The 25,127-nt window shown below is 74.1% G+C and carries 25 protein-coding genes; 13 read left to right on the top strand and 12 right to left on the bottom strand.

Annotation, left to right across the window (positions count from 1 at the left end):
- Positions 1–38 precede the first annotated feature (38 nt).
- The 4 genes from O7626_RS14165 (at position 39) to gndA (ending at position 5,724) form a co-directional block, all read left to right on the top strand.
- Complete coding sequence (locus O7626_RS14165) at positions 39–1,556, top strand: dynamin family protein (protein WP_278061636.1); 1,518 nt, start codon at positions 39–41, stop codon at positions 1,554–1,556.
- Entirely contained in the window at positions 1,553–3,475 is a 1,923-nt protein-coding gene (locus tag O7626_RS14170) for a dynamin family protein (protein ID WP_278061637.1), read from the top strand. The genes O7626_RS14165 and O7626_RS14170 overlap by 4 nt, the downstream gene beginning before the upstream one ends.
- The gene (locus O7626_RS14175; RefSeq protein WP_278061638.1) at positions 3,468–4,145 is read left to right on the top strand and encodes a hypothetical protein; all 678 of its coding nucleotides are present in this window, start codon (positions 3,468–3,470) and stop codon (positions 4,143–4,145) included. The genes O7626_RS14170 and O7626_RS14175 overlap by 8 nt, the downstream gene beginning before the upstream one ends.
- A 112-nt stretch (positions 4,146–4,257) precedes the next feature.
- Complete coding sequence (gene gndA / locus O7626_RS14180) at positions 4,258–5,724, top strand: NADP-dependent phosphogluconate dehydrogenase (protein WP_278061639.1); 1,467 nt, start codon at positions 4,258–4,260, stop codon at positions 5,722–5,724.
- Between the two features lie 115 nt (positions 5,725–5,839).
- Here the strand turns inward: gndA and O7626_RS14185 are convergent, their stop codons facing one another.
- On the bottom strand, positions 5,840–7,219 hold the full coding sequence (locus O7626_RS14185; protein WP_278061640.1) for an Hsp70 family protein: 1,380 nt from the start codon (positions 7,217–7,219) through the stop codon (positions 5,840–5,842).
- Positions 7,220–7,350: 131 nt separating this feature from the next.
- On the opposite strand from O7626_RS14185, the gene O7626_RS14190 reads away from it, so the two are divergent.
- The 4 genes from O7626_RS14190 (at position 7,351) to O7626_RS14205 (ending at position 10,948) form a co-directional block, all read left to right on the top strand.
- On the top strand, positions 7,351–8,124 hold the full coding sequence (locus tag O7626_RS14190) for a glycerophosphodiester phosphodiesterase family protein (protein WP_278061641.1): 774 nt from the start codon (positions 7,351–7,353) through the stop codon (positions 8,122–8,124).
- Positions 8,125–8,168: 44 nt separating this feature from the next.
- Complete coding sequence (locus O7626_RS14195) at positions 8,169–9,545, top strand: MFS transporter (RefSeq protein ID WP_278061642.1); 1,377 nt, start codon at positions 8,169–8,171, stop codon at positions 9,543–9,545.
- Positions 9,546–9,702: 157 nt separating this feature from the next.
- A complete protein-coding gene (locus O7626_RS14200) occupies positions 9,703–10,074 on the top strand; it encodes a hypothetical protein (protein WP_278061643.1) in 372 nt (123 codons plus the stop codon).
- A 262-nt stretch (positions 10,075–10,336) separates the two neighbouring features.
- Entirely contained in the window at positions 10,337–10,948 is a 612-nt protein-coding gene (locus O7626_RS14205) for a thymidine kinase (protein ID WP_278066153.1), read from the top strand.
- Between the two features lie 27 nt (positions 10,949–10,975).
- On the opposite strand, the gene O7626_RS14210 is transcribed toward O7626_RS14205, so the two are convergent.
- Complete coding sequence (locus O7626_RS14210; RefSeq protein ID WP_278061644.1) at positions 10,976–11,434, bottom strand: DUF4878 domain-containing protein; 459 nt, start codon at positions 11,432–11,434, stop codon at positions 10,976–10,978.
- Positions 11,435–11,708: 274 nt separating this feature from the next.
- On the opposite strand from O7626_RS14210, the gene O7626_RS14215 reads away from it, so the two are divergent.
- Entirely contained in the window at positions 11,709–13,409 is a 1,701-nt protein-coding gene (locus tag O7626_RS14215) for an acyl-CoA dehydrogenase family protein (protein ID WP_278061645.1), read from the top strand.
- Between the two features lie 13 nt (positions 13,410–13,422).
- Here O7626_RS14215 and O7626_RS14220 read toward each other — a convergent pair whose 3' ends face one another.
- The 4 genes from O7626_RS14220 to O7626_RS14235 form a co-directional block, all read right to left on the bottom strand.
- A complete protein-coding gene (locus tag O7626_RS14220) occupies positions 13,423–14,415 on the bottom strand; it encodes a tyrosine-type recombinase/integrase (protein ID WP_278061646.1) in 993 nt (330 codons plus the stop codon).
- 154 nt (positions 14,416–14,569) lie between these two features.
- Complete coding sequence (locus O7626_RS14225; protein WP_278061647.1) at positions 14,570–14,995, bottom strand: Hsp20/alpha crystallin family protein; 426 nt, start codon at positions 14,993–14,995, stop codon at positions 14,570–14,572.
- 94 nt (positions 14,996–15,089) lie between these two features.
- A complete protein-coding gene (locus tag O7626_RS14230) occupies positions 15,090–15,629 on the bottom strand; it encodes a GNAT family N-acetyltransferase (RefSeq protein WP_278066154.1) in 540 nt (179 codons plus the stop codon).
- 129 nt (positions 15,630–15,758) lie between these two features.
- The gene (locus O7626_RS14235) at positions 15,759–17,066 is read right to left on the bottom strand and encodes an MFS transporter (protein WP_278061648.1); all 1,308 of its coding nucleotides are present in this window, start codon (positions 17,064–17,066) and stop codon (positions 15,759–15,761) included.
- A gap of 69 nt (positions 17,067–17,135) precedes the next feature.
- Between O7626_RS14235 and O7626_RS14240 the strand changes: the two genes are divergently transcribed.
- Positions 17,136–17,639, top strand: a complete 504-nt coding sequence (locus tag O7626_RS14240) for a MarR family transcriptional regulator (RefSeq protein ID WP_278061649.1) — start codon at positions 17,136–17,138, stop codon at positions 17,637–17,639.
- A gap of 69 nt (positions 17,640–17,708) precedes the next feature.
- Here O7626_RS14240 and O7626_RS14245 read toward each other — a convergent pair whose 3' ends face one another.
- From O7626_RS14245 to O7626_RS14260, 4 genes are read right to left on the bottom strand one after another with little or no spacing between them, the layout of a single operon-like run.
- Positions 17,709–18,026, bottom strand: coding sequence for a type II toxin-antitoxin system PemK/MazF family toxin (locus O7626_RS14245; RefSeq protein ID WP_278061650.1), 318 nt, complete (start codon positions 18,024–18,026; stop codon positions 17,709–17,711).
- On the bottom strand, positions 18,023–18,274 hold the full coding sequence (locus O7626_RS14250) for a hypothetical protein (RefSeq protein WP_278061651.1): 252 nt from the start codon (positions 18,272–18,274) through the stop codon (positions 18,023–18,025). Before O7626_RS14250 ends, O7626_RS14245 begins: the two co-directional genes overlap by 4 nt.
- A gap of 38 nt (positions 18,275–18,312) precedes the next feature.
- A complete protein-coding gene (locus tag O7626_RS14255) occupies positions 18,313–18,972 on the bottom strand; it encodes a response regulator transcription factor (protein ID WP_278061652.1) in 660 nt (219 codons plus the stop codon).
- On the bottom strand, positions 18,969–20,189 hold the full coding sequence (locus O7626_RS14260) for a sensor histidine kinase (RefSeq protein WP_278061653.1): 1,221 nt from the start codon (positions 20,187–20,189) through the stop codon (positions 18,969–18,971). Before O7626_RS14260 ends, O7626_RS14255 begins: the two co-directional genes overlap by 4 nt.
- Before the next feature lie 297 nt (positions 20,190–20,486).
- On the opposite strand from O7626_RS14260, the gene O7626_RS14265 reads away from it, so the two are divergent.
- Together O7626_RS14265 and O7626_RS14270 are read left to right on the top strand one after the other, a co-directional pair.
- Positions 20,487–20,981 (top strand): deaminase, encoded by a 495-nt coding sequence (locus tag O7626_RS14265; protein WP_278061654.1) that lies wholly within the window; start codon positions 20,487–20,489, stop codon positions 20,979–20,981.
- A 110-nt stretch (positions 20,982–21,091) separates the two neighbouring features.
- Positions 21,092–22,183, top strand: a complete 1,092-nt coding sequence (locus O7626_RS14270; protein ID WP_278061655.1) for an epoxide hydrolase family protein — start codon at positions 21,092–21,094, stop codon at positions 22,181–22,183.
- Between the two features lie 101 nt (positions 22,184–22,284).
- Here O7626_RS14270 and O7626_RS14275 read toward each other — a convergent pair whose 3' ends face one another.
- Both O7626_RS14275 and O7626_RS14280 read right to left on the bottom strand, forming a co-directional pair.
- On the bottom strand, positions 22,285–22,542 hold the full coding sequence (locus tag O7626_RS14275) for a hypothetical protein (protein ID WP_278061656.1): 258 nt from the start codon (positions 22,540–22,542) through the stop codon (positions 22,285–22,287).
- Positions 22,543–22,831: 289 nt separating this feature from the next.
- The gene (locus O7626_RS14280; protein ID WP_278061657.1) at positions 22,832–23,827 is read right to left on the bottom strand and encodes a tyrosine-type recombinase/integrase; all 996 of its coding nucleotides are present in this window, start codon (positions 23,825–23,827) and stop codon (positions 22,832–22,834) included.
- A 32-nt stretch (positions 23,828–23,859) separates the two neighbouring features.
- On the opposite strand from O7626_RS14280, the gene O7626_RS14285 reads away from it, so the two are divergent.
- The gene (locus O7626_RS14285; RefSeq protein WP_278061658.1) at positions 23,860–24,384 is read left to right on the top strand and encodes an HNH endonuclease; all 525 of its coding nucleotides are present in this window, start codon (positions 23,860–23,862) and stop codon (positions 24,382–24,384) included.
- Positions 24,385–25,127: the final 743 nt, after the last annotated feature.

Raw genomic sequence — 25,127 nt, forward strand, 5'->3', positions numbered from 1 at the left:
CTGCCATTGTCGCCGACCGCACCGCCGGCTGACGAGCGATGGGAGCAGGTCCGCTCAGCGCCCGGGTCGCCGGCCTCTGCGACGAGGTCGGTCCGCGACTCGGTGCGGCGACCGGGACCCGGGTGTCGGGGGTACGTCGCCGGCTCGACGAGCCGCTGCGGGTGGCGATCGCCGGACGACTCAAGGCCGGCAAGTCGACGCTCGTCAACGCGCTGATCGGCCGGCGGGTGGCGCCGACCGAGGTCGGCGAGTGCACCCGGGTCGTCACCCAGTTCCGCTACGGCACCGCCGACCGGGTCGACGTGGTCCGCCGGGACGGCAGCCGGCTCAGCCTGCCGCTGGACGACTCCGGCATGATCCCGCAGCGGCTCGGCGTGCCGCGTGCCGAGATCTCCTACGTGGACGTCACGCTCACCAGTGACCACCTGCGGGAGCTGACCGTACTGGACACCCCCGGGCTCGCCTCGACGAACACCTCGGTCAGCGCGGGTGCCCGCCGGCTGCTCTTCGAGGCCGCCACCGCCCCGGTCGACGACAACATCGACGACGACTCCGCCGGCGCGATCGCCGGCGCCGAGGCGATCGTCTACGTCTTCACCCAGTCGGTCCGGGACGACGACGTGGCCGCGCTGGAGGCGTTCCGGTCGGTCTCGGCCCGGCTGGCCAGCAATCCGATCAACTCGTTGGGGCTGTTCAACAAGGTGGACAAGCTGGTCGGCGGGGCGGCCGACCCGTGGCCGGTGGCCGGCCCGCTGGCCGCCGACCAGACCGGGGTGTTGCGCCGGGTGGTCTCCGAGGTGGTGCCGGTGGTCGGGCTGCTGGCCGAGACGACCGAGGCCGGCCGGCTGACCGCCGCCGACTGCGAGGCGCTGCGGACGCTGGCCGGGCTGCCGGTCGCCGAACGGGTGCTGCTGCTCGCCTCGGTGGACCTGTTCACCTCCCGGGACTGCCCGGTTCCCCGCGAGCAGCGGGAGCGGCTGCTGCGGCTGCTCGACCTCTACGGCATCGGTTTCGCGATCGCCCAGTTCGCCACCCGGCCGCAGCTGGCCAGCGGTGAGCTGGTGCGGCTGCTCTTCGCCGCGTCCGGGTTCCCCCGGCTGCGCAACACCCTCGACCAGGCGTTCCGCTGGCGCACCGACGCGATCAAGGCCGGCTGGGGACTCTCCACCCTGGAGAAGCTGGCCAGCCACGCTCCGCACCCGCAGGAGCGGGAGCTGCTGCGGGACGCGATCGAGCAGGTGTTGCAGCAGCCGGAGTACCACCGTCTCCGGCTGCTGGAGGTGGCCCAGCTGGTCAGTTCCGGCTCGGTGGAGCTGCCGGAGCCGATGGAGCAGGAGCTGACCCGGCTGGCGCTCTCCACCGACCCGCGCTGGATCCTGAGCCTGCCGGCCGCCGCCACCGAGCAGTTGACCCGGGCCGCGCTGGAGGCCGCCACCCGGTGGCGGGTGTACGCGGTCGCCGGGGCGAGCCCGGCACAGTCCCGGGTGGCGCAGGTGGCCCACCGCGGCTTCTTCCTGCTCTCCCAGCGGGTACGCGCCGAGGGGCTTCCCCGGTGACCGCCGGCCGTACCGCCGCCGGGGACGGCGGGGCCGCCGCGCCGGCCGCACGCGGCGGCGGGGACCCGGAGGCGGCGCTCGGCGCGGCGTTGTCCGGTGCCGTCGACGGTGGGCTGGCGTTCCTGCGCAAGGTCGCCCCGGACGCCGCCGCCGAGGTCGACACGCTGCGCCGCCAGGTGGTGACCCGCCCCTCGGTGGTGGTGGTCGGCGAGACGAAGCGGGGCAAGAGTTCCCTGGTCAACGCGCTGGTCGGGGTGCCGGGGCTGTCGCCGGTGGACGTCGCCGCCGCCACCTGCTGTTATCTGGAGCTGGTGCCCGGTCCGCAGCCGGGTGCGCGGGCGTTCCTGCCGGGTCGGGCCGAGCCGGTGCCGCTGCGGGTGGCGGACCTGCGTGACTGGGCCACCCCGCTGGGCCGGCTGCCGGACGACCAGCGCCCGCCCCGGCACATCGAGGTGACGCACCCGGCGCCGCTGTTGCAGTACCTGAGTCTGGTCGACACGCCGGGGACCGGCGGGCTGGATCCGGCACATGCCCAGATCGCCCTGGACGCGGCGGCCCGGGCCACCGCGTTGCTCTTCGTCGTCGACGCCGCCGCCCCGTTCGCCCAGCCGGAACTCGACTTCCTCGTCGAGGCGAGCAAGCGGGTCAACCTGGTGGTCTTCGCGCTGACCAAGACCGACGCGTACCCGGGCTGGCGGACGATCCTGGCCGACAACCGGGCACAGTTGCAGGCCCACGCACCCCGGTTCGGCGGCGCGTCGTGGTTCCCGGTCTCGGCCCGGCTGGCGGAGCTGGCCCGGACGATGCCGGCGGAGGCGGCCGGCGAACTGATCCGGCAGTCCCGGATCGCGCAGTTGCAGCATGCCCTGATCGGGGTCGCCGGCCGGGGTCACCTGCTGCGGCAGGCGAACCTCCTGCGCACGGTACGCAGCGAACTGGTCCGGTACGACCTGGAACTCGGTGACCGGCTGCGGGCCGCCGACCCCGACCCGGCCGACAGGCACCGGATCAAGCAGGACCGGGCGGCGCTGGCGGCGCGCAAGCGTACCGAGTCGCGGCAGTGGTCGCTGGCGTTGAGTACCGAGACGCAGCGGGCCCGGGTGGAGGCGACCGGGCTGCTGCGCGGCTATGTCGGCGGCCTCCAGACGGAGTTCCTGAACCGGATCGACCGGGCCCGGGGCGAGGAGCTGAAGGGGCTGCCGCAGCGGGTCGACGAAGCGCTGCACGCGCTGTCGGTCCGGCTCTCCGACGACCTGGAGGTGCGGTTCCGGCAGGTGGGCGCCCGGGTCCTCGCCGAGGTGTTCCAGCCCGACGAGCTGCGGTTCGTGCTCGGCCGGCTGAACGCGACGCTGCGGCACGCGCTGGCCGGCAAGCCCCGCCGGGACGGCGGCGGGCCGGACAACATGATGATCGCCATGTCGGCCGGGTCGATGGCGTTCCTGGCCGGCCGGAGCGCGATGGCCGGCGCGTCGGCGCTCGGCGCGGGCGCGCTGGTCGGCGGCAGCCTGCTGATACCGTTCGCCGGGCTCGGCCTGGGACTCGCCGCAGGCGGCTTCGTGCTGTACCGGCGCCGGGTGCAGACCGACCGGCAGCAGGCCCGGATCTGGCTGCGGGAGGTGGTCGCCGACGCCCGGGCCGCGCTGTCGGACGAGATCACCAACCGGTTCACCGACCTCCAGTACGCCCTGACCCTGGCCCTGGACGACGCGATCGAGCGGCGGCTGCGGCAACTCGACGAGCGGATCGCCGAAATCGACGCGGCGGCGGCCGAGGACACCGCCGTACGGGCCCGGCGCCGGGCCGCCACCCAGGCGGCCCGGGAGACCGTCCGGGCCCGGGTCAAACAGGTCGACGAGGTGCTGGTGCGGGCCCGGACGCTGGCCCCGGCCACCGGTGCGCGAGGGCGGGACGATGACTGACTACTGGGGCGGCTGGTCCGCCGACCAGCCGGACTTCGACGGGCCGCGGGACGGCGGCCCGGACGAGACGGACCTCGGCGAGCCGGGTCCGGGCTCCTCCGACGTCGACTATCCGGTGCAGGGATTCGGCGACGCGGACCCCGGACCGGGGTTCGGCGAGGCGGATCCCGGACTGCCCGGGGCGGGCGGCGACCCGTCGTTGCCGCTCGGTTACGAGGACCTGCCCGTCGGGCCGGCCGGCGACCCGTACGCCGAGACCGACCCGTACCCGGCGCAGGAGTCCGGGTTCGGGCCGGCCGGCGATCCGGAGGTGCCCGCCGAGGCCGGTTTCGGTGCGGCCGACCCGCCGGTCGGCGCCGACCCGGACCTGCACCCGTACGCCGAGAGCGGGCCGGCCTGGTGGGCACCGGCCGAACCGGCCGAGTTCGGCGAACCGCCGGAGCCGGTCGACGGCTTCCCGTGGGCCGATCCGGCCCTGCTCGGCCAGCCGGTCGACGCCGCCGTGCCACCGCCGCCCGCAGCGGACGCCGGAAGTGTCGACCCGGCCGGGCTCGCCGGGTACGCCGGCGAGGAGTTGCCGGCCGACGGCGACGCCTGGACGGCGCTGACCGCCTCCGACGACCCGGCGACGAGTACGCTTGCCCGGTTCTGGTTGCCGGACGAGCGCTGAGGAACACCCGGCCTGCCGCCCTGCTGTGCCGGTCCGTGCGCTCCTCCGACGCCGGCACGGGAACTGGCACCGGCCGAAGCTTTCGCAAGGCCCAGACGGAAGTGAGCGACAGATGGCGGAGACGACGAGTGGTGGCACCCGCGCCACGGCCCAGATCGGGGTGACCGGGCTCGCGGTGATGGGCCGCAACCTGGCCCGCAACCTGGCCCGGCACGGTCACCGGGTGGCGGTGCACAACCGGTCGCCGGAGCGGACCCGGAGCCTGGTCGCCGAGCACGGTGACGAGGGGACGTTCGTGCCGAGCGAGTCGCTGGCCGACTTCGTCGCATCCCTGGAGCGGCCCCGTGCCGTCATCGTGATGGTGAAGGCGGGCGCACCCACCGACGCCGTCATCGACGAGCTGGTCCCGCTGCTCGAAGCCGACGACATCGTGATCGACGCCGGCAACGCGCACTTCGCCGACACCCGGCGCCGGGAGGAGACGCTGCGCGAGCACGGGCTGCACTTCGTCGGCACCGGCGTCTCCGGCGGCGAGGAGGGTGCGCTGCTCGGGCCGAGCATCATGCCGGGCGGTTCCGTCGAGGCGTACCGGAAGCTCGGGCCGATCTTCGAGTCGATCGCCGCCCAGGTGGACGGGGTGCCGTGCTGCGCCCACGTCGGGCCGGACGGCGCCGGGCACTTCGTCAAGATGGTGCACAACGGCATCGAGTACGCCGACATGCAGCTCATCGCCGAGGCGTACGACCTGCTCCGGGAGCGGCTCGACGCCACTCCGGCCGAGATCGGCAAGATCTTCGCCGGCTGGAACGAGGGCGACCTGGAGTCGTTCCTGATCGAGATCACCGCCGACGTGCTCGGACACGTCGACGCCCGCACCGGCAGGGCTTTCGTCGACGTCGTGCAGGACCGGGCCGAGCAGAAGGGCACCGGCCGGTGGACGGTGCAGAGCGCGCTCGACCTGGGGGTGCCGATCACCGGGATCGCCGAGGCGACGTTCGCCCGTTCGCTGTCCGGGCACGCCGACCAGCGGGACGCGGCGGCCCGGGCGTACGCGGACGCGGGTGGCGAGGCGCCGACCGGTGACGTCGACCGGGACGCCTTCGTCGAGGACGTCCGCAAGGCGCTGTACGCGTCGAAGATCGTCGCGTACGCGCAGGGCTTCGACCAGATCCGGGCCGGCAGCCAGGAGTACGGCTGGGACGTCGACCCGGCGGCGCTGGCCACCATCTGGCGGGGCGGCTGCATCATCCGGGCCCGGTTCCTCAACCGCATCCGGGAGGCGTACGACGCCGACCCGGACCTGCCGACCCTGCTGGTGGCGCCGTACTTCGTGCGAGGCGTCGCGGACAGCGTCGCCAGCTGGCGGCGGGTGGTCAGTTACGCCGCCCAGGCCGGCGTGCCCGCCCCGGCCTTCGGCTCCTCGCTGTCCTACTACGACGGCCTGCGCCGGAACCGGCTGCCGGCCGCGCTGATCCAGGGCCTGCGGGACAACTTCGGGGCGCACACCTACCAGCGGGTCGACGCCGAGGGGTCCTTCCACACCCGGTGGGCCGGCGACCGCGCCGAGTCCCCGGCCTGACCCGGCCGGCGGCCGGGGCCGGCCGGCACACGGACGGCTCCCGGCCGCCGACCCGAGCCGGGGCGCCGGCCCCGGGCCGAACCCCGGTCAGCCGGATCCCGGCCGGGCCCCGAGGTCAGCCGGGACCGGTGGCGACCACGGCGACCAGTACGACGAGTGCGACGACCACCAGCAGGGCGAGCGCCCAGGTCCAGACCAGCCCGGACGTGCCGGTCCAGAACCGGCCGGCCGGTTCCGCCGGTTCCGCCCCGGGCAGACCGAGGCGGACCGGTGCCGCCGGACCGGACCGGAGCGGGGCGGGGTTGTCGGACCGGGCCGGTACCACTCGGGCCGCCGCACCGGCCCCGACCGGCGCGGCGGCCGGCGCGGGCAGCGGAGCGGCCGGTACCGGCACCGCCCGGATCCGCGGCGGTGCCGGCGTGCCGGGCAGTGCCGGCGGGTCGTCGAGCCGGAGGGCGCCCTCGGCGACCACCGTCTCCGGCTGCTCCAGGGTGGTCGGCGCGACGCCCAGCTCGGCGTGGATCAGCCTGGCGGCCAGCGGGATCCGACTGGAACCGCCGACCAGGAAGATCCCGGCCAGGTCGGCCGGGTCCAGCCGGGCCGCGGCGATCGTGCCGGCCAGGCAGCCGACGGTCTGCTGGAGCTGCCGGCGGATCAGCGACTCCAGTTCGTCCCGAGTCAGGTGTGCCCGCAGGTCCAGCGCCGGCAGGTGCAGGTCGGCGCTGGCGGCCCGGGAGAGCAGCTCCTTGGCGGCCCGGACGTCGTCGTAGAGCAGTTCCCTGGCCCGGCGCCGCCCCGGGTCGGTCGGGCCCAGCAGGCCCTGCCACAGCTCGGTCCGGCCACCGGCGTAGCCCCGGCCGAGGTGCTCGACGAGCGCCTGGTCGAAGTCCAGCCCGCCGAGGTCGGTCAGGCCCGACTCGGCCAGCACGTCGAAGCCGGCGGTGCCGCGGCGGACCACGGCGGCGTCGAAGGTGCCGCCGCCCAGGTCGTAGACGGCCAGCGCCCGGCCGGGCGGCACCGCCGCGCCGAGTACCGCCGGATAGTAGGCGGCGGCCGCGACCGGCTCGGCGACCAGCCGGGGCGGCGGCAGTCCGGCGGCCCGCGCCGCGTCGGCCAGCACCCCGCGACGGCGCTCCCCCCACCGGGCCGGATGGGTGAGCCGGACCTCGTCCACCCCGCCGAGCTGCCGGTACGCCTCGACCGCGACCCGCCGCAGCACCACGCCGACCAGCTCGGTCACCGGCATCTCCCGATCGCCGAGCAGCACGGCCCCGTCGTCGATCCGCCGCTTCGGTGCCGGCTCGAACCGGGCCGGGTCGAGCCGGGCCGCCCGGAAGGCGTCCCGGCCGGTCAGTGGCGTGCCGGCCGGATCGAGGCAGACCGCCGACGGCAGCAGCGGGGTCCCGTCGAAGAGCAGCGGCCGGGCCCGGCCGTCGGCGCCCCGGGCCACGGCGACGGTGTTCGAGGTGCCGAAGTCGATGGCGAGCAGCCGCATGGCCAGCACCCTACTGCGCGGACGGGTTCCCTCCAGGCGGGGAAAGACCGCCCGGAAGAGTTCCCGTCCGGCGGGGAAAGGCGCCGCCCACCGGTCACCGGACGGTCAACCGGGGCGGGCATACTCGCACCGTGATCCGGAACTTCGCCTACCTCGACGCGCCGACACCGCTGGCGTTCGCCCACCGGGGCGGGGCCGCGCGCGGGGACGAGAACACCGCCGAGGCGTTCGCCCGGGCGGTCGGCCTCGGCTACCGGTACGTCGAGACCGACGTGCACGCCACCCTCGACGAGGTGCCGGTGGTCTTCCACGACGCGACCCTGCACCGGATGACCGGCGAACACGGCCGGATCGCCGGGCTGCGCTGGGCGGACCTGAAGACGATCCGGGTCGGCGGGGCGGCGGCGGTGCCCCGGCTCGACGAGGTGCTCGGCGCCTGGCCGCAGATCCGGTTCAACGTCGACGTGAAGGCCGACGGGGCGGTCGCGGCGACCGTGCGTACCGTCGAGCGGTCGGCTGCCGGCGACCGGGTGCTGCTCGCCTCGTTCAGCGACGCCCGGCTGGCCCGGCTGCGGCTCCTGGCCGGGCCGACGATCGCCACCTCGCTCGGCCTGCGCGGGGTGGCCCGGCTGCGGCTCGCCTCGCTGGCCAACCGGCGGCTGGTGCTGCCGCCGACGGTGGTCGCCGCCCAGGTGCCGGTCCGCTACCGGGGGGTCAGGGTGGTCGACCGGCGGTTCGTCGACCACGTGCACCGGCTCGGCCTCCAGGTGCACGTCTGGACCATCGACGACGTCACCGAAATGAACGAGTTACTCGACCTCGGTGTGGATGGCATCATGACCGATCACGTCGACGTGCTGCGCGCGGCGTACCAGAGCCGTGGCCACTGGCCGTCCGATCGGTAGGTCGGCCGGACCCGGGCTGCCCGACCCCTGACACGAGGACCGACATGGCCGAGACGATCCCCGCGACAGCGCCCGACGCGCCACCCAGCACCCGGCAGGAGCGGGTCGGCTGGTACTTCTACGACTGGGCGAACTCGGCGTTCTACACGACGGTGATCACCGTCTTCCTCGGCCCGTACCTGACGTCGATCGCGAAGTCGGCCGCCGGCTGCGCCTCCGACGACCCGTGCCGGGGCGAGCGGATCAGCCTGCTCGGCATCGAGATCGCACCCGGCTCGCTCTTCCCGTACATGGTGTCGCTGTCGGTCTTCCTGACCGTCTTCGTACTCCCGCTGGTCGGTGCGGTCGCCGACCGGTCGTCGCGCAAGAAGGAGATGCTGGCCCTCTTCGCCTACATCGGCTCGGCGGCCACCATCGGGCTGCTGTTCCTGACCGGCGACCGCTACCTGCTCGGCGCCGCGCTGCTCGTGGTCGCCAACATCTTCTACGGGGCCAGCATCGTCGTCTACTACTCGTTCCTGCCGCAGATCGCCGGGCCGGAGGAGCGGGACAGCGTCTCCAGCATCGGCTGGGCGATCGGCTACATCGGCGGCGGCCTGCTGCTGGCGATAAACGTGGCGGCGGTGCTGTTCAAGGACTCGCTCGGGCTGGACACCGGCGAGGTGGCCCGGTACAGCATGGTCTCGGCGGGCGTCTGGTGGGCGGTGTTCACCACGATCCCGCTGATCCGACTGCGCAACCGGCCGCCGGTCGCCGGCCCGGCGCAGGGGCCGGTGCTCCTCGACGGGTTCCGCCAGCTCTGGCACACCCTGCGCAGCCTCAAGGCGTACCCGTTGACGTTGTTGTTCCTGGTCGCCTACCTGGTCTACAACGACGGCATCCAGACGGTGATCTCGCTGTCGGCGGTCTACGGCACCGAGGAGCTGAAGCTCTCCGACGACGTACTGGTGCCGACCATCCTGATGGTGCAGTTCCTCGCCTTCTTCGGCGCGCTCGGCATGGGTGCGCTGGCGAAGCGGATCGGCGCCTGGAAGACCATCCTGGTCAGCCTGGTGCTCTGGACGGTGGTGCTGGCGGTCGCGTTCCGGCTGCCGGCCAACCAGGCGCTGCCGTTCGTGCTGCTCGGCGGCGGGATCGGCATCGTGCTCGGCGGCAGCCAGGCGCTGAGCCGGTCGCTGTTCAGCCAGCTGATCCCGAAGGGCAGGGAGGCCGAGTACTTCGGGCTGTACGAGATCTCCGACAAGGGCACCAGTTGGCTCGGGCCGCTGCTGTTCGGGCTGGCGTACGGGATGACCGAGAGCTACCGGGTGGCGATCATCTCCCTGCTGGCCTTCTTCGTGGTCGGGTTCGTCCTGCTGGCGTCGGTGCCGATCCGCCGGGCGATCGTGGCCGCCGGCAACACCCCGCCGGAACGGCTCTGACCGTCGGCCGCTCGTACTGGGCGGAAGCCGCCGGGCGAACGCCGTCGCGGTCCGGTCCCGACTCCTCGACGGCGCGTACCCGGCCGGTGACCCTCCGGGGCGCCCGATCTGTCCTAGGGTGGGGCCCGGGGCAGTCTTGCGCGCGGGAGGTACGCCGATGGAGCCGATCGAGACGACGGCCGGTACGGCCCTGGTCGGCGCGATGGCCGGTGCCGGCTGGCCGGCGGCCCGGGCCGAGGTGGTGGCGTTCTGGCGCCGGATCCGGCCGGCCGAGGCCGACGACGTGGCCACCGAGCTGACCGAGGTACGCGCCGAGGTCCTCGCCGCCCGTCAGGCCGACGACCCGGCCCTGGAGCGCTCCCTGGCCGGCGACTGGCAGCAGCGCTGGCGCGACCTGGTGCAACACGACCAGGCGCTCGCCGCCGACCTGCGCAGCCTCGTCGAGCGGCATCTCGTGCCGGCGCTGTCGGCCGACGAGCGGACCCGGGCCGCCGCCCGCCCTTCGGCCGTCGAGCCCGGACCGAGCTGAGCAGCACGTAGGTCTCCGGACCGAGCCGCACGGCCGGGCCGCCACGCGTCGGGCGGTGGCGCGGCCGGGATGGGTGTCGCGGGGCGGACGGATGCCGCGGGGCGGGGCGACACAGTGGTCAACGACACGGCGGGTCGAACCGGAAACGCCTGGTGGCCTAGGCTCCCCGACCGTGACCGACGACAGCCGCAGCAGCCGTACCCCCTCGACCGGCGACGGTTCCGCGCTCGCGCAGGCGTGTTTCGCCGCCGGTGACGGCCGGTTGCGTCAGGGTGCCGCCCTCAAGTTCTTCTGGGGTCCGATGGACTGTGGCAAGTCGACGATGGCGTTGCAGATGAACTACAACCACGCCCGGCAGGGCCGGCGCGGGCTGGTGCTGACCAGGATCGACCGGTCCCTCGGCCCGCAGATCACCACCCGGATCGGGCTGGCGCACGAGGCGATCGAGGTCACCGACGAACTCGACCTCTGTGCCCTGGTGAAGGGCAGGTGGGCCGAGGGCGACCGGCTCGACTACCTGATCTGCGACGAGGCGTGCTTCTACACGGTGCGGCACGTGGAGCAGATGGCCGAACTGGTCGACCGCTACGACGTCGACGTCTTCGCGTTCGGTCTGGCCAGCGACTTCCGGTCCTGTCTCTTCCCGGCCGCGCAGCGGCTGTTCGAACTCGCCGACGAGGTGACCCGGATCCAGGTCGAGGTGCTCTGCTGGTGTGGCCGTCCGGGCCAGCTCAACGCCCGGGTGGTCGACGGCACGGTGGTCCGGCAGGGCGAACAGGTGGTCATCGGGGACACCGTCGAGGCGGCCGAGGTGCGCTACCAGGTGCTCTGCCGGCGCCACTTCCGCTCCGGCGACCTGGGCCTGCACCGCTGAGGTCCGCGCCCGTGCCCGCGGGGGGCGTCAGAACGGGTCGCCGCAGATCCGCCACTCGTCGCCGTCCTTGACCATCGGCATCTCCCGGCGGTCCACCGCACCGGACCGCCGGGTCAGTTTCGCCGTCGCGGTCGCCCGGAGCCGGCCCTGGTCGCTGGCGATCCGGACGTCGTCGACGGCGTACCGGCTGATCGTCGGCGGCACGGAGAGCCGCCGCTCGAATTCCTCCCGGCTCCACCGCTCCCGGGTGTCGCCGCAGAGCCGGTCGTAGGCGCCACCCGCGTCACCGCTCGTCACGTCCTGTAGGAACGCCTCCGCCGCGTCCCGGGCCGCCCCGGAGGACTGCCGGACGTGCTGGTAGTTCCAGGCGCCCAGCCCGGCCGCGCCCACGCAGCAGACGAAGAGGCCGGCCGCGACCACCGACAGCACGCCCCGCAGCCGACGCGGTCGCCGAGCCCCGCGTCCGCCGGGCAGCTCGTAGCCCATGCCACCGACGGTAGATAGCCGGCGCGTCCGGCGGGTGCGAACCCGGCTGCCGGGCCCTGCCCGCGCTCCCGGCCGGCCTGGGAATCCCGGCCGCGCGGCCAGCCGTGCCACCAGGCTCGGCCGTGCCGTCATACGTGCCACCAGGATCGCTTGTGCCCCCGGCCGGTCGGCCAGGATCGGCTCGATGGGAGCGGCCGTCGTGGTCTACGGTCGGTCCCATCCGCCAGCCCCGCCGGCCCACCGGCCGGCCCCCCCGCCCCCGAGGACGACGAAGATGTCGCGTTACGTGCAGGTGGTTCCGGCCCCCGCCGACCCGTACTTCGGTGACCGGCTGCTGCGGTCCTGGCTGGACCGCCAGCTCGGCCCGGACGGGCACGCCGCCGCCGCCGACCGGCTGGCCGCGCTCGCCACCGACGTCACCGGGCTGTTGCGGGCCGCGCACGCCGACGCCGAGGCGCACCCGCCGACCCTGGTCCGCTGCGGCCCGTGGGGGGACCGGATCGACCGGATCGAGACCTCCGCCGGCTGGCAGGCGCAGCGCGTGGCGGCGGCCCGGCACGCCGTGGTGGCGCTCCCCTACCTGCCGCGGTCCCGGAGCACCTGGGGAGCGGCGGCCCGGGTCGTCCAGCACGCCCTGCTGCACCTGTACGGTCCGGAGTCGGCCACCTTCTCCTGCCCGGTGGCGATGAGCGACGGCGCCGCCGCGCTGCTCGCCCGCCCCGAGGTCGACCCGGCGGTCCGGGACGCCTGGCTGCCCCGGCTGACCGCCACCGAACCGGCCCGGGTCGTGCACAGCGGGCAGTGGATGACCGAGTCGCAGGGCGGCTCCGACCTGGCCCGGTCCACCACCGTCGGCCGCCCCGCCGCCGACGGTTCGTGGCGGCTCACCGGCGAGAAGTGGTTCTGCTCGGCCGCCGACGCCGAGCTGGCGGTCGCGCTGGCCCGCCCGGAGGGTGCCGGCCGGGGCAGCCGGGTGCTGGTGCCGTTCCTGGTCCCCCGCTACGCCGCCGGCTCGCCGCTGGCCGGGCCGGGCGCCGATCCGGACCGCCCGGCCCCGGGGGTCACCGTGCACCGGCTGAAGGAGAAGCTCGGCACCCGGGCGCTGCCGACCGCCGAGATCGGCCTGCACGACGCGTACGCCTGGCCGCTGGGTGACCCGGCCGGGCCGGGGTTGAGCCGGGCGATGACCCTGGTGGTGGTGACCCGGCTGCACAACGCGGCCGCCGCGGCGGGCGGGATGCGCCGGGGACTCGACTACGCCCGGGCGTATGCCGAGGCACGTCGGGTGGCCGGTGGTCGGCTGATCGACACTCCGCTGCACCGGGCCACCCTGGGCACCCTGGCGGTGGACGCCGCCGGGGCGTTCGTCCTGGCCGGGCACGCGTTCGCACTGCTCGGCCGGGTCGAGGTGGGTGCGGATCCGGCGGCCGAGACCGAGCTGCGCATCGTGGCGCCGCTGGCCAAACTCGCCACCGGACGGCTGGCGGTCTCCTCGGCCAGCGAGTACGTCGAGTGTTTCGGCGGCGCCGGCTACGTCGAGGACACCGGTGTCCCCCGGCTGCTGCGGGACGCCCAGGTGCTGCCGATCTGGGAGGGCACCACGAACGTGCTGGCCCTGGACGTGCTCCGGGCGGTCCTGCGCGACGACGCCGGTACGCCGCTGCTGGCCCGGCTGGACGCCGCCACCGACACCGCCCGGCGGCTGCACCCGGCACTGGCCGACGCGCTCGCCGACACGACCACGCAACTGCGTGCCTCGCTCGTCGAGGTGACCCCGGAGTCGGTCGCGGTATTCGCCGGGGCGCGCGGGCTGGCGCTGCGGATGGCGTACGCGCTGGCCACCGCCCTGCTGGTCGAGCAGGCGGCCGGTGGCGACGAGACGGCGGAGGTGGCCGCCCGGCTCTGGGCGCGGCGCTGGCTGCGTGGCGCCGACATCGCGGCGGACGCGCACCACGAGCTGGACCTGCTCTGCTGACGGTGTTCCCGGCTCAGCCCCGGCGGCGGGCCCGGGCCGCCCAGATCGCGTACGCGGGATCGCGGTCGAGGTTGTGCCGGTCCCGGTCGTACCGGCGGGTGGTGCGCGGGTCGGCGTGCCCCATCGCGTCCTGCACGTCCTCCAGCGGCACCCCCTCGGCGCGGGCGGTGGTGGCGAAGGCGTGCCGCAGCGAGTGCGGGGAGAGCCGTTCCCAGGCCGGGATGCCGGCCACCCGGGCCAGCCGCCGGACCAGCCGGAACACGGCGTGCCGGTCGAGCCGGTTGCCGGTGGCGGTGACCAGCAGCGCTCCGGTCAACTGCTCCACCGGCCGGCCTGCTCCGGCCGCGCGGGCGGCCAGGTAGGCGTCCACCGCGTACGCCGAACCGGGGGTCAGGGCCCGGCGGCGGGCCCGGCCGCCCTTACCGACGAAGCGCACGCTGCGGTGTCCCCGCTCCTGGCCCAGATCGGTCAGGTCGAGCGCGACCAGTTCGCCGACCCGCAGTCCGAGGTCGGCCAGCAGGGCCAGCACCACCCGGTTGCGCGGCGCGTTGGGACCGGCGTCGGCCTCGGCCGCGGCGAGCAGTGCGTCGACCTCGTCCGAGGTCAGGCCGACGGTGCCGGAGTGGTCGCGGTCGACCCGGGGGCGGTCGGCGCCGGAGACCGGGTTGGCCGGTACCGCGCCGAGTTTGCCGAGGAAGGTGTACCAGCTGGACAGTGCGGAGAGCTTCCGGGCCACGGTGGCCGCGGTGAGTGGGCGTGCGCTGCGCGGGTCGACGCTGGACTCCAGCTCCCGGGCGTAGCCGTTGACGTCCAGGAAGGTGGCGCCGAGCGGGTCGAGGTCGCGCTGGGCGCACCAGCCGAGCCAGCCGGCGATGTCCCGCCGGTAGGCGGCCCGGGTGTGCTCGGACAACCGGCGGTTGCGCAGCCAGGCCTCGGTGAAGTCGGCCGGGGCGGAGAGCTGCGTCGGCCGGGTCGCCGCCCGGCGAACCAGGGTGGATCGGGACACATGAGAGAGTTTTTCAGACCGGTTGCCGGAGGCCCGACAGACGCGCCGGAGATCTCCAACTCTCGGAAAAACCGGGATAAGTCTCGCCACCCGTTCGACGCGCGCCCCGGGTCGGGCAGCCGGGCGCGCGTCGAACGGGTGGCGGATCGGTGCGTCAGGACTTGATCTGCCGGGGGCCGGCTCCGCTGACGGTCACCTCGACCCGGCGCGGCTTGGCCCGCTCGGCCACCGGGATGCGCAGGGTCAGCACCCCGGCCTCGTAGCCCGCTTCCAGCTTCTCGGTGTCGAGCGTGTCGCCGAGGAAGAGTTGGCGGGTGAAGACCCCCATCGGACGTTCCGCGGCGACGAGTTCGACCTTGTCGCCGGTGGGCCGGCGCCGCTCGGCCCGGACGGTGAGCACGTTGCGTTCCACGGTGCACTCGATGCTCTCCGGGTCGACGCCGGGCAGGTCGAAGGCGGCGTAGAAGTAGTCGCCGTCGCGGTAGGCGTCCAGGTGCATGACCGCCGGCCGGCTGCTGGTGCCGAAGAAGTGCTCGGCGATCCGGTCGATCTCACGGAACGGGTCGGTACGCATCAACATCCTCAATCCTCCTCGGTTCTCCAACGCCGAAGGTTCAAGTTGAGTCTTGGGGACTCAAGTTCTCTTCTTTATTACCGCGCGGATGGCTCCGTCGTCAACCCCGAGGGATCGGCACGTCGACCGGGTCGACGCGCACACCGGTCGCCGCCGGCAGGTGCTTCTCGAACCAGTGGTCGGCGTACGGGTCCTCGGTGTACGGCGGCACCTCCCGGTAGCCCTGCCGGGCGTACAGCGCACGCGCCTCCACCAGGTCGGTCCGGGTGTCCAGCCGCATCGTGGTCGCCCCGTGCGCCGCGGCCACCTCCTCCAGTGCGGCGAGCAGCCGCACCGCGCCCCCGCGCCGTCGCGCGGCCGGCCGGACGAAGACCCGGGTCACCTCGGCGTACGGCAGGGCGCCCAGCCGCACACCGGCACAACCGGCCGGCTCCCCGTCGTACCAGCCGACCAGGAACAGCCCGGTCGGCGGCGCCAGGTCGGCACTCGACTCCTCGGCCAGCACCTGGTCGAGCTCGGTGTCGTCGACGGGCCGGCGGTGGTAGCGGCTGACGATCTCGGCGTAGTAGTCCCGCAGCAACGCACCCGCCACCGGGCTGTGCACGGGCTCGGGGCGGATCGTCCAGTCCCGGATCGGCATCTCTTCCACCCGGTCAGTCTCGCCGCGACGTCCACCAGTTTTCGGCAGCCCTCGGGGTCCTCGGCAGCCGTTGGGCTCCCGTCCCGGCAGCCCGGGCCGGCTGCCGGGCTTGGCGTGGGCGGGTCGTGCTCAACGGGCGGCGGTGACCGGTCCGGACGGCGGGATGGCCTCCGGTCCCGGCACGGCCCGTGGTCCTGGGACGGCCTCCGACCCGGCGACGGCCTCACTGCCGCTGCTGCCGCCGATGCTGTCGCTGCCGAGGCGGCGTACTCCGGGGAACGCGGCGGTGCCGAGGCAGGCCACCGCGACCGCGACGGCGCCGAGTGCGAGCGGCACCGCCGGGGACCAGGCGTCGGCGGCGAGCGGCGCGAGCGCGTACCCGAGGGGCATCGCGGCGAGCGAGAGCAGCCAGTCGTAGGAGGTGACCCGGGCGAGCACGTGCGGCGGGATCTCCGTCTGGACGACGGTCTCCCAGACCGGGTTGAGGAAGCCGAGGGCGGCCAGCGCGATGCCGTACCCCAGCACCACCGTCCAGGCCGGAGCGGCCACCGCGAACAGCACCAGGGGCAGCGCGTAGGTGGCCAGGCCGAGGTTGGCCACCAGGATCGGCCGGCGCGGCCGGGCCCGTCCGGCCAGCAGGGAGCCGGCCAGCAGGCCGACGGCACCGGCCTGGAGGACGAGCACCCAGACCCCCTCGCCGCCCAGCCGGGCCACCGCCACCACCGGGCCGAGGGTGGCCAGCATCGCCGCCACCCCGTTCCAGACCGCGTGCGCCACCAGGCTGCTCCAGTACCAGTCCCGGGAGCGGACCTCGGACCAGCCCTCCCGCAGGTCGGCCAGGAGCGGGCGGCGGGCCACCTCGATCCGGCGTACCCGGAGCACGGCGAGCAGCGCGGCGCTGACCGCGAAGCTGGCGCCGTCGAGCACGAACGCCCAGCCGGGCCCGGCGGCCCAGATCAGGACGCCGGCCAGCGCCGGTCCGGCCAGGCCGGTGGCGCTGCGGGCGGCGCCCAGCGCGGCGTTGGCCCGCTGCCGGCCCGCCGCCTCGACGACTCCGGCGACCAGCGGCGAGGTGGTCGGCATCCCGAAGGCGGACGCCACCCCGCCGATCGCCGATGCGACGGCGATCGAGAGCAGGCTCGGATCGCCGCCGAGCAGTTCGACCCCGACGAAGAGCTGCACGACGCAGCGGAGCAGGTCGGCGCCGAGCGCCACCACCCGGGGGTCGAACCGGTCGGCGGCCACTCCGCCGAGCGGCAACAGCAGCAGCTTCGGCACCATCGCGCAACCGAGCACCAGGGCCAGCGCGGAACTGGAACCGGTGGCCCGCAGTACGGCGAGGGCGAGCGCCGCCGGCACGACGGCGTCGCCGAGCGCGGAGAGCGTACGGCCGACGAAGAGCAACTGGAAGGCGCGGAGCCGGAGGGGATGTGGCACGACCGCATGTTATTTTGGACTCGAATTATTCGTCAACGAATAATTCCGCTTCGACGTAGGATCGTCGACGTGGCGCACCAGGAGGACTGGACCGACGGACACGTCGCCCGCTGGCGGCCCGTGCTCCCCGACCTCGACCCAGAGGTGGAAGGCGCGGTCACCCGAGCCAAGCTGCTGGCCAGCCATCTGCGCCGGGTCCGGGAGAAGTCGCTGGTCGACTTCGACCTCCAGCGCTCCGAGTTCGACACCCTGCACGCGCTCGCCGGCCGGCACGGCCGGGCAGTCCCCTCCGAACTCGCCGACGACCTCAACCTGGCGCCGCCCTCGGTCACCGCCCGGATCGACGCCCTGGTCGCCCGCGGCTACGTCCGGCGGACACCGTCACAGACCGACCGCCGCCGGGTCGACATCGAGCTGACCGAGCAGGGCCGGGGCGCCTGGCTCGGCGCGATGGACATCCTCGGCCACGAGGAGTACAGGCTGCTCGGCGCGCTCACCGCCGACGAGCGGCGTACCCTGTCCGACCTGCTGCGCCGGGTCATGCTCGTCGCCGAGCGACCGCCGGCGCCCTGACCGGGCCGGGCACGTCCACGACCGCCCGCCCACACGGCGTCGCCTCAGGGTTCCAAGTCGCGCGTCGCGTCAGAGTTCGAACAGGTCCCGCAGGGCCTCGTTGATCCGGGACATGCTCGCCCCGGTCGCCATCCCGACCCGCTCCACCGCGACCGAGGACGGAATCCGGCGCAGCCGGTTGACCACCACGACCCCGGCCACCGGATCCGTCTCGGCCAGCGGCACCGCGAACGGCGGCAGATCACTGCTGCCGCGCTGCCGGACGATAGGAGCGCAGTACGGTGCGGCGGACGGCCGGTCGTTGTGCCCCTCGCCGGAAAGCACCACCACCCGGTGCCTCGCCTGCTGGGTACGGTCGCCGACGGTCCAGATCTCGCCCCGGTTCACGCGGCGCCGGCCAGGTCGGACCAGCCCGCGTCGACCCGGTCGGCGTACCGGTCGAAGGCGTCGAGCTCGTCGCGCACCTCCGGATGGGCCGCGAGCCACGCCTCGTGCTCCCGGGCGGCGGCGCGCAGCGCCTCCCTGCGGACCGCACGGTCGACCCAGGCCGCCAGGGCCAGCCCGTCCCGCTCCGCCGCGGCACGGGCCCGGGCGAGAGTGTCCGGGTCCAGGCTCAGCGTGACCTTGTCCGCCATAACCGCCGATGGTACGCCCGGGTGCCGCGACACGCCGGTCAGCGGGCCGGCGCCACCAGCCCGGACTCGTACGCGATGATCACGAGCTGGACCCGGTCCCGGGCGCCGAGCTTGGTCAGCAGCCGGGCCACGTGCGACTTGGTGGTCGCCATCGTGATGAACAGCTCGTCGGCGATCTCGCTGTTCGACCGGCCCTGCCCGATCAGCACCAGCACCTCCCGCTCCCGCTCGGTGATGCCGGCGACCGGACGTACCGGGCGGGCGGCCCGCGCGCCGGCCCCGACGAAGTCCCCGATCAGCCGGCGGGTCACGGCCGGTGCGATCAGCGCGTCACCGGCGGCGACGACCCGGATCGCCCCGAGGATGTCGTCCACCGCCATGTCCTTGACCAGGAAACCGCTGGCACCGGCCCGCAGCGCACCGTAGACGTGCTCGTCCTCGTCGAAGGTGGTCAACACCAGCACCCGGGTCGGCCCGCCGGCGGCGACGATCTGCCGGGTCGCCTCGATTCCGTCCGTGCCGGGCATCCGGATGTCCATCAGCACCACGTCCGGCCGGACGTCCCGGGCCAGCTCGACCGCCTCGGCGCCGGTGCCCGCCTCGCCGACCACGGTCAGGTCGCCGGTGTCCGCCATCAGCACCCGCAGACCCGACCGGACCAGCGGCTGGTCGTCGGCGAGCACCACCCGGACGCTCATCCCGGCACCGCCGGGGTCGACGCGGCCTCCGGCAGCGGCAGCCGGGCCAGCACCCGGAAACCAGCACCGGCGACCGGGCCGGCCTCGAAGTCGCCGTGCAGCAGCGCTACCCGCTCCCGCATGCCGGTGATCCCGTAGCCGGTGGCGGCGACCGGCCCGCCCCGCCCCTCGTCCAGCACCTCGACGACGAGGTCCTCGGCCCGGTAGTCGAGGGTGACCCGGCAGTCCGGCACACCGGCGTGCCGGACGACGTTCGTCACCGCCTCCTGCACGATCCGGTACGCCGACAGCTCGATCTCGGCGGGCAGCGGGCGTGGCTCTCCGTGCCGGCACACCTCGACCCGCACCCCCGCCTCCGCCGTTCCCGTCGCCAGCCGGTCGAGGTCGGCGAGTCCGGGCGCCGGTTCCCGGGACGCCGGCCCGGCCGGGTCGGCCTGGCGCAGCCGGCCGAGTACCCGGCGCAGCCCGGCCAGGGTTTCCCGGCTGGTCGTCTCGATCGCCGAGAGCGCGGCACCGGCCTCGGCGGGCTGTGAGTGGATCACCCGGCTGCCCACCCCGGCCTGGATGGCGATGATGCCGATGCTGTGCGCCACCATGTCGTGCAGTTCGCGGGCGATCCGCAGGCGTTCGGCGGTGACCGCCTGGGCGGTGGCCTGGGACCGCAGCGCCTCGGCGTACCGCCGCCGGGCCCGGACCGAGTTCCCGATCATCCAGCTGGCCAGCATCGCCAGCAGCGGGATCTCCGGTTGGAAGACCGGGCTGTCGTCGACTGGCCGGAGGTAGCCGATCAGGATCTCGGCACAGAGCGCCAGCACCGCCACGGTCACCGATCCCCGGCGCGACCTGGTCGCCGCGACGAACCCGACGACCAGGTCGACCGCCAGCAGTTGCAGGTACCGCAGGTCGCTCAGGTAGTCCGGGTGCGAGTGGATCGCCAACGTCATCGTCACCGAGCCGAGCAGCATCAGGGCGAGGGTGACAAGTGGTGCCCGCCGCAGCAGGACGGCCGGCAGTGCCATCGCCAGCGCCGGCAGTGCGTACCGGGGAACGGTGTCCAGCGCGCTGTAGAAGGCTAGGGGACCGCCTGAGACGAACGTCACGGTGAGTAGCAGGACGAGCGGGAACGCGACGAGGGCGGAGCAGACCAGCGCCGTGCGTACCGCCCTCGGCAGGCGGTGTCGCAGCGGTGGCCGGAGCGGGTGTGCGGTGGCGTCCACGCGGCGAGACTAGCCATCGGCCGGCCGGGCCGGCATCCGTCCACGGGCGTAATACCGCAGGCTGGTGGCGGTCCGCGGATCCGACGCACCGGCCGGAAGTACGACCGGACGCCAGGGTGACCGTGCTCGCGGACAATGCCCGGCAGCCGGGGAGGTCCGCGATGACCCGGATGGGTTGGCGGCCCGCCGGCTCGGCGGCGTACCGCTTCGCCTGTCCGGATCCGCCGAGCCGTAGCGTACGGAGGGCGGAGGTGACCGGAGGCGGAGTGGCCCGGACCGGGGCGATGGGGCGGGGGTATGGACGGCGGCACCGAACAGGACCGGCGATGGTTGAGGTCGGCCATCGCGCTGTCCCGGCTCTCGCCGCCGTCGCCCAGCCACTACGCCGTCGGTGCGATCATCGTCGACGGGCACGGGACCGCGCTGGCTACCGGTTACACCGGCGAGACCGACCCGCACTACCACGCGGAGGAGGCCGCCCTGGCGAAGCTGTCCGGCCGCACCGGACCGGAACTGAACCGGGCGACGATCTACACCTCGATGGAGCCCTGCACCGTCCGCAGGTCGCGGCCGGATCCCTGCACCGAGCTGCTGCTCGACGCCGGCATCGGGCGGGTGGTACTGGCCCTGCGGGAGCCGCTGCTCTTCGCCGACTGCGACGGCGTGGAGACCCTGCGCGGTGCCGGGGTGGCCGTGGTCGAGATCGGCGAACTGGGTCACCTCGTGACCGCGGTCAACGCGCACGTCCTGTCGTCGGCCGACCGTGCCCGGGGCACCAGGTCCGCCGGGTGAGGAACCCGACAGATCGTTGGCAGCACCAACGAGCATGATATCGTTCGGACGTCTAACGTTAGTCATCCTAACGTTTTTTGGCGGTAGCCCTGTCCTCCGGGAGCGCAACCATGATCAAGCCGTTTCGCGTCCACATCCCCCAGACCGATCTCGACGACCTGGCCGACCGGCTCGCCCGCACCCGCTGGCCCAACGAGGTGGCCGACGCCGGATGGGACTACGGCTTCCCACTGGCCCGGCTCAAGGACCTGGCCGAGTACTGGCGCACCGGCTACGACTGGCGCGAGCACGAGGCCGAACTCAACACACTCCCCCACTTCACCACCGAGATCGACAACCAGAACATCCACTTCGTCCACGTCCGGTCCCCGAAGCCGGACGCGCTCGCGCTGGTCCTCACCCACGGCTGGCCCGGCTCGTTCCTGGAGTTCCTCGACGTGATCGAGCCGCTGTCCCGCGACTTCCACCTGGTCATCCCGTCCATCCCGGGATACGGATTCTCCGGGCCGACCCACGAACGCGGCTGGGACATCGGCCGGATCGCGCGGGCCTGGGCCGAGCTGATGCGCCGGCTCGGCTACCAGCGGTACGGGGCACAGGGTGGCGACTTCGGCTCGGGCATCTCGACGGCGCTCGGTGCGGTGGCACCCGAGCGGGTCGTCGGAGTACACGTCAACTACCTGCCGACCCGGCCGCTCCCGGACGCCGACCTCGCCCTGTCCGAGACCGACGAGGCCCGGCTGGACAAGATCAGGCAGCTGATGGCGAACCGCCCGCCGTACCAGGCCCTACAGGCCAGCACCCCGCAGACCGTCGGCTACGCGCTCACCGACTCGCCGGTCGGCCAACTGGCCTGGATCGCCGAGCGTTTCGCGCAGTGGACGGACCCGCGCACCCCGGTCAGCGACGACCGGATGCTCACCGACGTCTCGCTCTACTGGCTGACCGCCACCGCCGCCTCCTCGGCCCGACTGCACCGCGAGACACCCCGCCGGCTGCAACCGTGCCCGGTACCGGTCGGCGTCGCGGTCTTCGCCCACGACATCACCCAGCCGGTACGGCCGCTGGCCGAGCGGCTCTTCGACATCCGGCACTGGTCGGAATTCGACCGGGGCGGCCACTTCGCCGCGATGGAGGTGCCGGAACTGCTCGCCGAGGACGTCCGGAAGTTCTTCCTCGCCCGGATCCCGGACGACCGGTAGACCGCCGCCCGCCGGCAACTTCCCCGAGATCGGCCCGCGGGTGAACGCCGATCAGGTGGGCTACGCCCAGCTCACCGGCCTCCCGGCCGGTGCGGCCTCGTTCAGAGCCGCCGGACGCGCAGCACACAGGTCAGCATGGGGAGGGTGAACTCGCCGGCCGCGGTCTCCGGCGTAGCCGCCAGGAAGGTGCGGATCCGGTCGAGCGTTGCCGTCCGCTGCCGTTCCGGCATGACCAGCATCCCCGCCCTGGTGCCAAGCGTCGCGACGAGCGAGTCGGCGGTACGGCGCTGCCCGTGCGGGAACCCGGTCTGCTCCGGTGCGCCGAACCGCGCCGGCCCGCCCGTCCTGGGCAGGTGCATGCCGGCCGTCTCGGCACGCCAGCTGGCCGGCGTGTCACGCGGGCCGACCGCCGCGCTGCCGCTGACCCGGGCCAGCCCGGCGACACCGTGGCGGCGAGCTTGCCGGTCCCGGCGCCCAGGTCGAGCACCCGTCGGCCGGGCGCGGGCTCCAGCGCCCAGCGCACCGCGGCCTGCGCGTAGTCCGGGCGGTGCTCGGCGTACGCGGTCGCGGCCGCACCGAACGACGACGCGTACCGGAGTCGGATCTCCTGTTCCACGTGATCAACCTACTGCGCCGGTCCCGGCGGCGTCAGTGGCGCCGACGGGACCGGGCCGCCCAGATCACGTACGCGGGATCGCGGTCGAGGTTGTGCCGGTCCCGGTCGTACCGGCGGGTGGTCCGCGGGTCGGCGTGCCCCATCGCGTCCTGCACGTCCTCCAGGGACACCCCCTCGCTCCGGGCGGTGGTGGCGAACGCGTGCCGCAGCGAGTGCGGCGACAGTCGCGCCCACGCGGGGATGCCGGCCACCCGGGCGAGCCGGCGGACCAGCCGGAACACCGATTTCCGGTCCAGTCGGGCGCCGGTCGCGGTGACCAGCAGTGGACCGGTCAACTCCGGCACGGTCCGCCCCTGGGCGGCGGCCCGGGCAGCCAGGTAGGCGTCCACCGCGTACGCCGTGCCCGGGGTGAGGGCGCGACGGCGCATCTTGCCGCCCTTGCCGACGAAGCGGATGCTGCGATGCCCACGCTCGGTACCCAGGTCGGCCAGGTCCAACGAGATCAACTCGCCGACCCGCAGCCCCAGGTCGGCCAGCAGACTGATGGTGGCCCGGTTCCGGACGGCGGTCGGTCCGGTGTCGGCCCCGGCGGCCGCCAGCAGCGCATCGACCTCGTCGGAGGTCAACCCGACGGTGCCGGAATGGTCCCGGTCGACCCGGGGGCGGTCGGCGCCGGCCACCGGATTGGCGTCGACCGCGTGCAACCTGACCAGGAACTCGTACCAGCTGGACAGCGCGGAGAGCCGGCGGGCGACGGTACTCGGGGTGAGCGGGCGACCACTGCGCAGCCCCAGCGTCTCCTCCAGTTCGCGGGCGTACGTGTTGACGTCGAGGAACGTGGCCCGCAGCGGGTCGAGCGCCCGGTTCCCGCACCAACCCAGCCAGCCCGCGACGTCCCGCCGGTACGCGTCGCGGGTGTGCGCGGACAGCCGCCGGTTGTCCAGCCAGGCTTCGGTGAAATCGGCGGACCCCGCGGCTGCCGACATGGGACCGCCCGACCGGCGGGGCACGATCTCGGAAGACGGCATGTGCGGAAGACTCCCAGCTGGTAGGCGGGTTCGTGTCGAGGCGCGCCCGCCAGCACGTCACCGTCGGCGGCGCCCGCTATCCTCCCGACGTGCTCTCCCAGGTCCGCGGCCTGTCCCGCCACTTCACCGAGGAAACACTCCGGGCGTACCTGTTGGACCGCTCGACCCGCGCCGAGGGCGGCTGCCTCGTCGTACGCGGCTACGGTAGCCGGCGGGGCGTACCGCAGAAGGTCGCGGGCCGGGCATGGGCGCACATCGCCGCGTACGTCGTATTCGTCGGTGACTACGACCCCGGGCTGGAGGTCGACCGCGTCTGCGGTGTGCCGGACTGTATCGAGCCGACCCACCTGCGTCAGCTCAGCCATGCCGAGAACTGTCGTGACCGCAGGCAGCGGCCCCGGTGCCGCAACGGGCACGACCGTGAGATCGACAGCCGCACCGGCCGCTTTCGCGAGGTCTGCCGACGGTGCAACAGCGAGACGCAGAAGCGGTGGCGCGAACGGCAGGCCCGCCAGGTCGCCGAGGGCCGCGCCCGGTACGGCCGCACGACGGACTGACGTTCGGCTCGCCGGACGAAGACGCCCCCGGACGGTTCGGCACGGGCGTGCGGCAGCCCAGGTCAGGCGCAGTGCCCGCAGCACGCTGTCGCGGGTGTGCCGGGTGCCGGCGGGGGCGGGCTCGTGCGGGAGCGGGTCTCGTTGGCCAGCACCTTCCAGGCGGGGCCGAGTAGTCGGGCGATCTCCTCGGCCTGGTAGTAGTCGGCGGGGTCGAAGCCCTTGTCCGGGCGCGCGACCAGATCGGCGCGGGTGTGGGTGGCGAAGAGCAGCGTGCTGCCGGGGGCGACCGCGTGCAGCAGGCCGCGCAGCGCCGCGTGGTCCGGCTGGTGGCACTGCCGGAGCCGGCCGGGGCCTCTACCCCGGGCAGGCCACCGCGAGTGGCCGGTGTCGGCGCGGGACGGCTGCGCTACACCAGGCTGACTCGTTACGCCTCATAACTGTCATTATGGTGCGCGCCGCTTACAAGCGGCGCGGCGCTCCTCCACTCTCGTGTCGGGCGATTACTGAATTACCAGTATTGGCAATCCAGTAATAATTCGGACTTGCGGTGCTGACAGTCAGCCCGGGAGAACCTCGAGCACGGACGTCCGGGTGCAGAAGTGCGGGTAGAGCGGCGGGGAGCTGGCCGGTTCCTCGGATCGGCGGGACGGGGATGCGCGCCGGCTGGGGGTGCTGGTAAGAAACGTGTCACCAGCCGCAAACGAGAGTGATCGCGCTGGTCAGGAGGGTGGGGTGCGGCCCCG

This window comes from Micromonospora sp. WMMD1102, assembly GCF_029626265.1.
Taxonomy (GTDB): domain Bacteria; phylum Actinomycetota; class Actinomycetes; order Mycobacteriales; family Micromonosporaceae; genus Plantactinospora.